9 protein-coding genes are annotated in these 11,415 nt (G+C 64.9%); 6 read left to right on the top strand and 3 right to left on the bottom strand.

The window, feature by feature from the left end; translation table 11 throughout:
• Positions 1 to 163 precede the first annotated feature (163 nt).
• The 4 genes from VSR34_RS10105 (at position 164) to ugpC (ending at position 4,525) form a co-directional block, all read left to right on the top strand.
• Positions 164 to 1,411, top strand: coding sequence for an ABC transporter substrate-binding protein (locus tag VSR34_RS10105; RefSeq protein WP_028211577.1), 1,248 nt, complete (start codon positions 164 to 166; stop codon positions 1,409 to 1,411).
• A 142-nt stretch (positions 1,412 to 1,553) separates the two neighbouring features.
• The gene (locus VSR34_RS10100; RefSeq protein ID WP_028211578.1) at positions 1,554 to 2,495 is read left to right on the top strand and encodes a sugar ABC transporter permease; all 942 of its coding nucleotides are present in this window, start codon (positions 1,554 to 1,556) and stop codon (positions 2,493 to 2,495) included.
• Positions 2,485 to 3,342, top strand: coding sequence for a carbohydrate ABC transporter permease (locus VSR34_RS10095; RefSeq protein WP_028211579.1), 858 nt, complete (start codon positions 2,485 to 2,487; stop codon positions 3,340 to 3,342). The genes VSR34_RS10100 and VSR34_RS10095 overlap by 11 nt, the downstream gene beginning before the upstream one ends.
• Before the next feature lie 64 nt (positions 3,343 to 3,406).
• Positions 3,407 to 4,525 carry a sn-glycerol-3-phosphate ABC transporter ATP-binding protein UgpC gene (gene ugpC / locus VSR34_RS10090; protein WP_028211580.1) on the top strand — a complete coding sequence of 373 codons (1,119 nt, stop codon included), beginning with the start codon at positions 3,407 to 3,409 and terminating at the stop codon, positions 4,523 to 4,525.
• Positions 4,526 to 4,618: 93 nt separating this feature from the next.
• Here the strand turns inward: ugpC and VSR34_RS10085 are convergent, their stop codons facing one another.
• Both VSR34_RS10085 and trxB read right to left on the bottom strand, forming a co-directional pair.
• Positions 4,619 to 5,389 carry a Smr/MutS family protein gene (locus tag VSR34_RS10085; RefSeq protein WP_028211581.1) on the bottom strand — a complete coding sequence of 257 codons (771 nt, stop codon included), beginning with the start codon at positions 5,387 to 5,389 and terminating at the stop codon, positions 4,619 to 4,621.
• 222 nt (positions 5,390 to 5,611) lie between these two features.
• Positions 5,612 to 6,607, bottom strand: coding sequence for a thioredoxin-disulfide reductase (trxB, locus tag VSR34_RS10080; RefSeq protein ID WP_342962414.1), 996 nt, complete (start codon positions 6,605 to 6,607; stop codon positions 5,612 to 5,614).
• A gap of 381 nt (positions 6,608 to 6,988) precedes the next feature.
• Here trxB and VSR34_RS10075 point away from each other — a divergent pair, with 381 nt between their 5' ends.
• Positions 6,989 to 9,310 (top strand): DNA translocase FtsK, encoded by a 2,322-nt coding sequence (locus VSR34_RS10075; protein WP_028211583.1) that lies wholly within the window; start codon positions 6,989 to 6,991, stop codon positions 9,308 to 9,310.
• A 121-nt stretch (positions 9,311 to 9,431) separates the two neighbouring features.
• Entirely contained in the window at positions 9,432 to 10,112 is a 681-nt protein-coding gene (gene lolA, locus VSR34_RS10070) for an outer membrane lipoprotein chaperone LolA (RefSeq protein WP_042289200.1), read from the top strand.
• 92 nt (positions 10,113 to 10,204) lie between these two features.
• Here the strand turns inward: lolA and VSR34_RS10065 are convergent, their stop codons facing one another.
• A complete protein-coding gene (locus VSR34_RS10065; protein WP_028211585.1) occupies positions 10,205 to 11,275 on the bottom strand; it encodes an MBL fold metallo-hydrolase in 1,071 nt (356 codons plus the stop codon).
• Positions 11,276 to 11,415 lie beyond the last annotated feature (140 nt).

The raw sequence follows: 11,415 nt of genomic DNA, 5'->3' as shown, positions 1-11,415 counted from the left end.
ACCGGCACGCGGCCCGCGCGCATCTAATGAAAAAGCACGCGCGCGGCACTCCGGCTCCCGTCCGTCCAGTGTTTTGCCTGTTTTTTGCCTGTTTGACCAACCACCGCACCCTGGCGATCAGGGGCCAATCGTTTTTTGTTCAGGTGTCTGGAGGAGATAAGCAATGAAATTCCGCGCGATCATGGGCGCCCTGTGCGCCGCAGGTCTGATGGGCGGCGTCGCTACGGCGCAAGCAGCAGAGTCACTCGAAGTCCTGCACTGGTGGACTTCGGGCGGCGAGTCGAAGGCCGTCGGCGTCCTCAAGGACGACATGCAGAAGCAGGGCTACGTGTGGAAGGACTTCGCGGTCGCCGGTGGCGCGGGCGCGGCGGCCATGACCGCGCTGAAGACCCAGGTGATCTCGGGCAACGCGCCGACGGCCGCCCAGATCAAGGGTCCGCTGATCCAGGAATGGGCCGAGCAGGGCGTGCTGGTCAACGTCGACTCCGCCGCAACCGACTGGAAAGCCAACCTCCCGCCGCAAATCGACAAGATCATGCACGCCGACGGCCACTACGTCGCCGCGCCGTTCTCGGTGCACCGCGTGAACTGGGTGTGGATCAACAAGGCAGCGCTCGACAAGGTGGGCGGCAAGGCGCCGACCACGTGGCCGGAATTCTTCGCGCTGGCCGACAAGATGAAGGCCGCAGGCATCCAGCCGGTGGCAGCGGGCGGCCAGCCGTGGCAGGACCTGACGCTGTGGGAAGACGTGGTCCTCTCGCAGGGCGCGGACTTCTACAAGAAGGCGCTCGTCGACCTCGACCAGAAGACGCTCACGTCGCAGCAGATGGTCAACGTGTTCGACACGGTCCGCAAGATCGAGTCGTACATGGATAACGGCCGCACGGGCCGCGACTGGAACCTCGCCACGGCCATGGTCATCAATGGCAAGGCCGGCATGCAGTTCATGGGCGACTGGGCCAAGGGCGAGTTCGCGAACGCGGGCAAGCAGCCGGATACGGACTACGTTTGCGCGGCTGTGCCGGGCACCGCGAAGGCCTACACTTTTAACGTCGACTCGTTCGTGTTCTTCCAGCAGAAGGGCCAAAAGGCCGCGACGCCTGGCCAGATCGCACTCGCGAAGACGATCATGAGCCCGTCGTTCCAGGAGCAGTTCAGCCTGTACAAGGGCTCGATTCCGGTGCGCCTCGGCGTGGACATGAGCAAGTTCGACGCGTGCGCCAAGAAGTCGTACGCGGATGAGCAAATCGCGATCAAGGCCGGCGGCTATGTGCCGTCGCTCGCGCACGGCATGGCTCAGCCCGACGCCGCGGCGGGTGCGATCACCGACGTCGTGACGAAGTTCATGAACTCGAACCAGGATTCGAAGAGCGCGGTGGAAGCGCTCGCGAAGGCTGCGAAGACGAAGTGAGCGAAGTAATGTTGTGAAGCAAGACGGGGTGTGCCGCTCGCGGCGCGCCCCGGGCATGACGGTTCACCTCTGAGCCCCATCATCGTGCGTAAGGACGCTTTGGGCCATATGCGTCCTTTCGCACCGTACCAGGAGTTGCGCAGTGACTGCTTCTCTTAGCGGCAAAGGCAAGGCGGCGACGCCTGCTACACGCCGCGCGTCGCCGATGGCGGCGCTCGCAGACCGCTGGATCCCGAAGCTGGTGCTTTCGCCCAGCATTCTGATCAGCCTCATATTCGTCTACGGTTTCATACTCATTACCGGCTACCTGTCGCTCTCGACTTCGCGACTGATGCCGCGCTATGAATTCGCGGGTCTCGACCGTTATCGCGAGCTGTTCGCCAACGACGTCTGGTGGACGTCGGCGCAGAACCTCGGCTGGTTCGGCATCCCGTTCATCGCGATTTGCGTGGCACTCGGGCTGTTCCTCGCGATCCTGCTCGACCAGCAGATTCGCCAGGAAGGCGCGCTGCGCGCCGTGTTCCTCTATCCGATGGCGCTTTCGTACATCGTGACGGGCACGGCCTGGCAGTGGATCTTCAATCCCGACCTCGGCATTCAGCAGGTGATGCACAGCATCGGCTGGACGAGCTTTCAGCTCGACTGGCTGAACAACCCGGACAAGGCCATTTTCTGTATCGTGGTCGCCGCCGTCTGGCAGTCCACGGGCTTTTGCATGGCGCTCTTCCTGGCAGGCCTGCGCGGCGTGGACAGCGAGATTTTCAAGGCCGCCCAGGTGGATGGCGCGACGCTGCCCACGATCTACCGCAAGATCGTGATTCCGAGCATGCGTCCGGTCTTTTTCTCGGTGCTGCTGATCCTCTGCCACATCACGATCAAGACGTTCGACCTCGTCGTCGCGCTGACCGCGGGCGGCCCGGGCACCTCGTCGTCGCTGCCGGCCATCTTCATGTACACGTTTTCGTTCAACCGCGGGCAGCTCGGCGTCGGCGCAGCTTCGTCGATGATGATGCTTGCCACTGTCGTGGCCGTGCTCGTGCCGCTCATGTATCTGGAATCGAGGAGCACGCGCAATGCAGCCTAAGATGAACGTGAGCCGCGTGGTCATCTATGCGGCGCTGATCCTGTTCGCGTTGTACTTCCTGTTTCCGCTCTACGTGATGCTGTCGACGTCGTTCAAGTCGCTCGACCAGATCCACACGGGCACCATGCTCTCGCTGCCCACGAGCCCGACCTTCGCGCCGTGGGTCAAGGCGTGGAGCGAAGCCTGCACCGGCGTGCGCTGTGACGGCATGCAGCCGTTCTTCATGAACTCGGTGAAGATGGTGATTCCGGCCGTGCTGATCTCGTCGATCATCGGCGCGTTCAACGGCTACGTGCTCACGCACTGGCGTTTTCGCGGCGCGGATGCGCTCTTCACGATGCTGCTGGTCGGCTGCTTCATTCCGTTCCAGGCCATCCTGCTGCCGATGGCGCGTCTGCAGGGCTATTTCGGCCTTTCGAACACGATCGGCGGCCTGGTGCTGGTGCACGTCGTGTACGGCATCGCGTTCACCACGATGTTCTTCCGCAACTTCTACGTGAGCGTGCCCGCCGAGCTCGTGAAGGCCGCGCGCATCGACGGCGCCGGCTTCTTCATGATCTTCACGCGCATCATGCTGCCGATCTCGCTGCCCATCTTCATGGTGTGCCTGATCTGGCAATTCACGCAGATCTGGAATGACTTCCTGTTCGGTATCGTGTTCTCGGGCGTCGATTCGATGCCGATCACGGTGGCGCTGAACAATCTCGTGAACACGTCCACGGGCGTGAAGGAATACAACGTCGACATGGCCGGCGCGATCATCGCCGCGCTGCCCACGCTGCTCGTCTACGTGATCGCCGGCCGCTACTTCGTGCGCGGCCTCACGGCGGGCGCGGTGAAGGGCTAACCGCGGGGCTAACTGCGGGGCTAACCGCGCGATAGTGCGCGCATTCGATTAAAGGATTCATAGCATGGCAAGCCTTTCCATTCGCGACGTCTACAAGACCTACCCGAACGGGGTGCCCGTCCTCAAGGGCGTGAACATCGACATCGAAGACGGCCAGTTCCTGATTCTGGTCGGCGGCTCGGGCTGCGGGAAGTCGACGTTGCTCAACATGATCGCGGGTCTCGAAACCGTGACCAAGGGCGAGATCGCCATCGACGGCAAGGTGGTGAACAACCTCTCGCCGAAGGACCGCGACATTGCGATGGTGTTCCAGTCGTACGCGCTGTATCCGTCGATGACGGTGCGCGAGAACATCTCGTTCGGCCTGAACATCCGCAAGGTGCCGAAGAACGAGCAGACGGAGATCGTCGGCCGCGTGTCGAAGCTGCTGCAGATCGAGCACCTGCTCGACCGCAAACCGGGCCAGCTCTCGGGCGGCCAGCGCCAGCGCGTGGCGATGGGCCGGGCGCTCGCGCGCGATCCCGTGATGTTCCTGTTCGACGAGCCGCTCTCGAACCTCGACGCGAAGCTGCGCATCGAGATGCGCTCGGAAATCAAGCTGCTGCATCAGCGCGTGGGCACGACGATCGTCTACGTGACCCACGACCAGATCGAAGCGATGACGCTCGGCGACCGCATAGCGGTGATGAAGGACGGCATCGTCCAGCAGTTCGGCGCACCGCAGGAGATCTACGATTCGCCGTCGAATCTCTTCGTCGCGGGCTTCATCGGCGCGCCGCCGATGAACTTCATCGAAGGCAAGCTGGTGGAGCAGGGTTCGGGCATCGGCATCGAGCTCGATACGGGTATCGCGCGCAGCGTCCTGAACCTGCCGTTCGAGGCGAACAAGGTGCGCGGCCATATTGGCCAGGAAGTGGTGCTGGGCCTGCGTCCGGAACGCATCACCGACGCGCGCAGCTCGCACGACGGCCATGGCCACGAACTGCAGCGCCACGCGGTGAAGGTCGACGTGATCGAGCCGACCGGTCCGGACACGCTCGTATTCGCGCAGGTCAATGGCAAGCGTATCGTGAGCCGCGTGCACCCGGGCGCGAATCCGCAACCGCTCAACAACATGGACCTGCTGTTCGACGTTTCGAAGGCCGTACTGTTCGACCCGAAGACGGAAGAGCGCGTCGCCTGATCGTCGCGCGCATCGCCCGATGCGAAAAACCCCGTGCGCTGCGTGAGCAGCGTGCGGGGTTTTTTACGTCGCGAGGCGCAAAGACTGCGGCGCTCAGGGCACGCGATGCTGCCCGTGCCCGACCGGATGCGGCTGCAACAACACGAGCACCGCACCCGCGCCGCCGTCGTGCGGCCGCGCCTGGCAGAACGCGATGACTTCTTCCTTCTGCACGAGCCACGCGCGCACCTTGCCCTTGAGCACCGGCTCCTTGCCGACGGACCCGAGGCCCTTGCCGTGAATCACGCGCACGCAGCGCAGCCCGCGTTTGCCCGCCTCGCGGATGAAGTTTTGCAGCGCCTCTCGTGCTTCTTCGCGGCGCATGCCGTGCAAATCGAGCTGCGCCTGCACGATCCACGTGCCGCGCCGCAGCTTCTTCACGACTTCTTCGCTGATGCCGGGGCGGTGGTAGTACAGCGAATCGTCGGTGTCGAGATACGCTTCGGGGTCGAATTCGTCGGAGATCGCTTCGTGGAGCACGGCCTGCTCGTCGAGCCGCGTTTGCAGCGGCAGCGGCACGGGCGTTTCGCGGCGCGGCTGCGCGCGCGGCGGCTGCTTGAGCGGCGCGACCTGGCCGATCTCGCGGCGAAAGAGGTCGCTGTCGGCGGCGGCCTCGACGCGGGCGGCTTGCGCGGCCGCGCGTTCGCGCTCGCGCTGGCGCGTCTGCACCTTGAGCGCGTCGCGCAGGCTGCCGAGACCGGCAAAGCCGGAAGCTGTCTTGCCGGTGGCGGCTTCTTCGGCCACCGGAGCAGCGGCGGGCGCCGGAGCAGGGCGCGCGGGCGTGGGGCGCTTGGGCTCGCCCGGGTGGGGCACGTTCTTGGGCATGACGAAAGACGCTGGTAAATCGTTTGGCTACGCACGTGAGCGGGATGCTGCGCGGCTCGCATGCGCCGCTACGAACGACCAAAACGAAGGGCCGCAGGCTGGCTGGCCGCGGCCCTCGTTGCTACTGTGCCGTCGGGCGTGAGGCCTCCATTTTAGCGGAGCGACGCCCAAGGCTCGATGCGTGGGATCGGCCGCCCTCGCAGGCGGCGCTCCCGCATCGCTTTAACGTTCGGCTTCGGCGCTCATCACGTGCGCCTGGCCAAGCTCGTTCACGGTCTCGAGGTAGCGCTGCGCGTCGAGCGCGGCCATGCAGCCCGTGCCCGCGCTCGTGATCGCCTGGCGGTACACATGATCCTGCACGTCGCCGGCCGCGAACACGCCCGGCACGCTGGTGCCGGTGGCATTGCCGTTCAGGCCGCCGTTCGTGATGATGTAGCCGTTCTTCATCTCGAGCTGGCCTTCGAAGATGTCCGTGTTCGGCTTGTGGCCGATCGCGACGAAGAGGCCTTGCAGGTCGATGTCGGTGGTTTCGCCGGTCTTCACGTTCTTGATACGCAGGCCGTTCACGCCGCCTTCATTGCCCTTGACTTCGTCGAGCACGTGTTCCCATTTGATCTCGACCACGCCTTCCTTTTCCTTCTCGAGCAGGCGGTCGATCAGGATCGGCTCGGCGCGGAACTTGTCGCGGCGGTGAATGACCGTGACCTTCTTCGCAATGCCGGAGAGGTACAGCGCTTCTTCCACGGCCGTGTTCCCGCCGCCGACCACGGCGACGTGCTGGTTGCGGTAGAAGAAGCCGTCGCAGGTCGCGCAGGCCGAGACGCCGCGGCCCATGTACAGCTCTTCGCTCGGCAGGCCGAGGTATTGCGCCGACGCGCCGGTCGCGATGATGAGTGAGTCGCAGGTGTACTCGCCCGAGTCGCCGATCAGGCGGATGGGTTTTTCGTTGAGCTTCGCCGTATGGATGTGATCGAACACGATTTCCGTGTTGAAGCGCTCGGCGTGCTCGAGGAATCGCTGCATCAGTTCGGGGCCTTGCACGCCATTCGGGTCTGCGGGCCAGTTCTCGACATCGGTCGTGGTCATGAGCTGGCCGCCCTGGGCCAGACCCGTGACGAGCAGCGGCGAGAGGTTCGCGCGCGCCGCGTAGACGGCAGCCGTGTAGCCGGCGGGGCCGGAACCGAGAATCAGGACTTTGGCGTGTTTGGTTGCAGACATGATCGAATTCCGTAGAAAGGCGCTGCTTGGCGCGGGCCGCGCGTGCGGCGGGCCTCACGCAGGTAATTGGGCATCAGCCCGCAATTATAAAGGCCGGGGGGACCGGGCGCTCGATGAAGCTTACTGATCGGCGCGATAGTCTCGGCCCCGCAAGGACGGGTGCGCGCGGCGGCTCGACGAGCCCGGCGCGGGCCGATCTCGCCGCGCGCCGAGGCGTTGTCAGTTACCGTCATTTACAGCGAGGGGCCGCCGGGGCCGAAACAACGCGTTTACAATAGGCCCGATCTGACGAAGGCGGCCGCGCGTCCGTCTGCCCCGCGCTGCCGGGCAGGCGAGTGGACTGGCGGACCGCGAACGCATCAAGAATCAGCCCAGGATTCAATGGCCAAAGCTCCCTATTCCGCGCAGGCGCAGGCATTGCCTCACCGCATGTCGCGCCTTTTCACCGAGATCCGCTGGATTCTGCAGGTCGCGCTCGGCGTGTTCCTGCTGATGGCGCTGATCAGCTACAGCCGCCATGACCCGAGCTGGACGCACGCGGCCCAGGTCGACCACATCTCGAACTGGGCGGGGCGCGTCGGCGCGCGCGTCTCGGACATCCTGCTGCTGCTCTTCGGCCTTTCTGCGTACTGGTGGATCGTGCTGCTCGGTCGCCTCATTTCCGCGAACTACCAGCGCATCACGCGCCACGAGGCGATCGACGCCGACGACGAGGACCCGCCGCGCGACATCGGCTGGGTCGCCGAAGCCCTCTCGTTCGTGCTCGTCATGCTTTCGAGCTGCGGCATCGAAGCGCTGCGCATGTGGTCGCTCAAGGTGCAACTGCCCCAGGCGCCCGGCGGCGTGCTGGGCGGGGCCGTTGCGCGCGGCGTTTCGCACGCGCTCGGTTTCACGGGCGGCACGCTCGCGCTGCTGCTCGCGCTCGCCATCGGCCTCTCGCTGTACTTTCGCTTCTCGTGGCTCTCGCTCTCGGAAAAGGTCGGCGAATACATCATCAACGCCGTGACCATGGCGAGGCTGCGCCGCGAGGCGGGCCGCGACCGCAAGCTCGGCGAAGCCGCGGCCGTGAAGCGCGAAGGCAAGGTCGAGCGCGGCCGCGTGAAGATCGAGGAACACGAGCCGGTCACGATCGTGCCGCCCGTGGTCACGCCGCAGCGTTCCGAGCGCGTGGAGAAGGAGCGCCAGGTGCCGCTCTTCAAGGATCTGCCGGGCGACTCCACGCTGCCCGCTATCTCGCTGCTCGACCCGGCGGCGGCCACGCAGGAAACCATCTCCGACGAGACGCTCGAATTCACCTCGCGCCTCATCGAGAAAAAGCTCAAGGACTTCGGCGTGGACGTCGCCGTGGTGGCCGCCTATCCGGGCCCGGTCGTCACGCGCTACGAAATCGAGCCGGCCACGGGCGTGAAGGGCAGCCAGATCGTGAACCTCGCGAAGGATCTCGCGCGTTCGCTCTCGCTCGTCTCGATCCGCGTGGTGGAAACGATTCCGGGCAAGAATTTCATGGCGCTGGAGCTGCCGAACCAGCGCCGCCAGACCGTACGCCTTTCCGAGATCCTCGGCTCCGCGGTTTACGCCGACGCGCCCTCGGCGCTCACCATGGGCCTCGGCAAGGACATCGGCGGCAAGCCGGTGTGCGCCGATCTCGCGAAGATGCCCCACCTGCTCGTGGCCGGCACCACGGGCTCGGGCAAGTCGGTGGGGATCAACGCGATGATCCTGTCGCTCCTCTACAAGGCGAGCGCCGAGCAGGTCCGCATGATCCTGATCGATCCGAAGATGCTCGAAATGAGCGTCTACGAGGGCATTCCGCATCTGCTTTGCCCGGTCGTGACCGACATGCGCCAGGCCGGCAATGCGCTGAACTGGACCGTGGCCGAGATGGAGCGCCGCTACAAGCTCATGAGCAAGCTGGGCGTGCGCAATCTCGCGGGCTACAACAACAAGATCGAAGAGGCGAACAAGCGCGAGGAGAAGATCCCGAATCCGTTCAGCCTCACGCCGGACGATCCCGAGCCGTGCCAGAAACTGCCGCACATCGTCGTCGTGATCGACGAACTCGCCGATCTCATGATGGTGGTCGGCAAGAAGGTGGAAGAGCTCATCGCACGTATCGCGCAGAAGGCGCGCGCGGCGGGCATCCACCTGATCCTCGCCACGCAGCGCCCCTCGGTGGACGTCATCACTGGCCTCATCAAGGCCAACGTGCCCACGCGTATCGCGTTCCAGGTTTCATCGAAGATCGATTCGCGCACGATTCTCGACCAGATGGGCGCCGAGTCGCTGCTAGGCATGGGCGACATGCTCTACCTGCCGCCGGGCACGGGCTTGCCCGTGCGCGTGCACGGCGCATTCGTCGGCGACGACGAGGTGCATCGCGTGGTCGACAAGCTCAAGGAACAGGGCGAGCCGAACTATATCGAGGGCATACTCGAAGGCGGCGTCGGGGGCGAGGGCGACGAGGGCACGGCTGCGGGAACCAGTGGCACCGGCGACGAGTCCGATCCGCTGTACGATCAGGCCGTCGAAGTGGTAATCAAGAATCGCCGTGCGTCGATTTCGCTCGTGCAGCGGCACTTGCGCATCGGCTACAACCGCGCGGCGCGGCTGCTCGAGCAGATGGAGCAGTCCGGGCTCGTTTCGGCGATGTCGTCGAGCGGCAACCGCGAGATTCTCGTGCCCAATCGCGGCGAGGCCGAATAAGCCTCGCCGGGCCTGCGCGTCGCTGGCTTTGCTGGCCTGCCCGGCTTCGTGAAGGCCAACGCCCCCTCCTGGAGAACGATAGATGCAGTATCCCGCTGGACAACCGACCCGCTTTGCGCGCATGGCGCGCCGCGCGTTTTTCGCCACCGTTTTTGCCACACTCGGCGCGTCGGTCCTGATGGTCTCGCAGGCCTATGCGAGCGGCACCGATCAACTCAAGCAGTTCGTCTCGCAGGTCCACTCCGCGCGCGGCAGCTTCGTGCAGCGCGAACTGAAGGCGCCTTCGGGTGCGAAGAACGCCAGCGACGCCATCGCCACGGCCACGTTGAACGCCAAGACTTCGAGCGGCACGTTCGTGTTCGCGCGGCCCGGCAAGTTCATCTGGTCGTATGAGAAGCCGTATCAGCAACTGCTGCAGTCGGACGGCGACAATCTCTACGTCTATGACAAGGACCTGAACCAGGTGACCGAACGCAAGCTTGGCGGCGCGCTCGGCGCGAGCCCGGCGGCGATCCTGTTCGGCAGCAACGATCTCGAGAAGAACTTCACGCTCTCCGATGCGGGCGTGAAGAACGGCATCGACTGGCTGGAGCTGATCCCGAAGTCGAAGGACACGCAGTTCAAGAGCGTGGGCATCGGCTTTCGCGACGGCAGTCTCGAAGCCATGGAGCTGCACGATGTGTTCGGCAACGTGACACTGCTCACGTTCTCCAACATTGAAAAGAACCCGTCGCTGCCGGCTTCGACCTTCAAGTTCGTGCGACCCAAGGGCGCTGATTTGATCACCGGCGGCGGCAACTGACACTTCTCATGCCTTGCGCCAGGTGAAAACGGGCGGCCCCGAAAGGAGCCGCCCGTTTTTCTTCCTGCGCACGCGTTTTTCAAGTCGCGATATCAGGCCGCGAACCGCAGTACGCCGTCCGCGCCGCTCGCGCGCTTGACCTTGCCAGCAAGCCACAGCAGATGCAGATGCGCGAGCGCCTCGCCCATCGCGAAGGTCATCTGGTGGATGTCGAGTTCGCGCTTGAACATCATCGGCACGATGTCGGCGGCACTTTGCGGCGCCCGCTCGCATGCCTCCATCACTTCGGCGAGGCGTGCGTCGTGGTGTGCGCGCAGCTGCGCGATGCGCGTGCGCACGCCGCGAAACGGCCTGCCGTGCGAGGGCAGCACGAGCGTGTCTTCGGGTAGCGCTTCATAGCGGCCGAGCGATTCGAGGTAAAGGGCCAGCGGATTGCCTTCGGGCTCCATGTCGAATACCGAGACGTTGGTCGAAATGCGCGGCAGCACCATGTCGCCTGAGATCAGCACGCCGGTCGCTTCGCAATGGAGCGCGCAGTGCTCCGGCGAATGGCCGTAGCCCGTGATGACGCGCCAGTCGCGCCCGCCGATCGCCACCGTATCGGCTTCGCGCAGGCGGCGGTACTGCGGGGGGAGCGCCGGCACGAGGCTGCCATAGTAGTCGCGGCGATTGCGCAGTTTGTCGAGCGACGTTTCATCGCGCAGACCATGGCGCGCGAAATGGCGCGCGGCACCTTCGCCGCCCGCGTTCGAGCCGTCGCCGGCCGCCATGACGCGCGCCTGCATGTATTCGCCGAGCGTCGTCCACAGGCGCACGTCCCAGCGCTTCTTTTCGCCGCCCGAGCAGATCCAGTGCGCGAGCCCGATGTGGTCCGGGTGGCAGTGCGTGACGAGCACGCGCAGCACCGGCAGGCCTTCCAGCTGATTCTCGAACACCTCTTCCCAGCGGGCCTTGATGGTGTCGTTGGTGATGCCGCAGTCCACCACCGTCCAGCCTTGCCGGCCGTCGATTTCGTCGCGCAGCAGCCAGAGGTTGATGTGGTCGAGCGCGAACGGCAGCGGCATGCGCAGCCATTTCACGCCGGGCGCGACGTCGAAGGCGACGCCGGGCTCCGGCAAGGTGTCGGCGTAGGGATAGTCGAGCTGGTGTTCGAGTGCGTTCATCGGTGGTGTCTTCTCCTGTCGACCAGAGTTAGGCGCTTCCTCTGGTCCCACGTAAAACGGTCGGCCGGAGTGGGTGCTTCAGCACTTTGCGATGCGGAGTTGGCGCTTTGGCGCCTACTCCGGTCTCACGCAGCGCGCTC

The sequence above is a fragment of the Paraburkholderia sp. JHI2823 genome (assembly GCF_038900695.1).
In the GTDB taxonomy this organism is placed as follows: Bacteria; Pseudomonadota; Gammaproteobacteria; order Burkholderiales; family Burkholderiaceae; genus Paraburkholderia; species Paraburkholderia mimosarum.
The sequence above is the reverse complement of the archived record's forward strand: the minus strand, read 5'-3'. Positions and strand labels throughout refer to the sequence as shown.

What these genes read in the sequence shown, in the direction of transcription:
- VSR34_RS10075 (WP_028211583.1), top strand. Translation starts at nt 6,989, where the DNA reads ATGGCCAAAGCTCCCTATTCCGCGCAGGCGCAGGCATTGCCTCACCGC.
- lolA (WP_042289200.1), top strand. Translation starts at nt 9,432, where the DNA reads ATGGCGCGCCGCGCGTTTTTCGCCACCGTTTTTGCCACACTCGGCGCG.
- VSR34_RS10095 (WP_028211579.1), top strand. Translation starts at nt 2,485, where the DNA reads ATGCAGCCTAAGATGAACGTGAGCCGCGTGGTCATCTATGCGGCGCTG.
- ugpC (WP_028211580.1), top strand. Translation starts at nt 3,407, where the DNA reads ATGGCAAGCCTTTCCATTCGCGACGTCTACAAGACCTACCCGAACGGG.
- trxB (WP_342962414.1), bottom strand. Translation starts at nt 6,607, where the DNA reads ATGTCTGCAACCAAACACGCCAAAGTCCTGATTCTCGGTTCCGGCCCC.
- VSR34_RS10105 (WP_028211577.1), top strand. Translation starts at nt 164, where the DNA reads ATGAAATTCCGCGCGATCATGGGCGCCCTGTGCGCCGCAGGTCTGATG.
- VSR34_RS10065 (WP_028211585.1), bottom strand. Translation starts at nt 11,275, where the DNA reads ATGAACGCACTCGAACACCAGCTCGACTATCCCTACGCCGACACCTTG.
- VSR34_RS10085 (WP_028211581.1), bottom strand. Translation starts at nt 5,389, where the DNA reads ATGCCCAAGAACGTGCCCCACCCGGGCGAGCCCAAGCGCCCCACGCCC.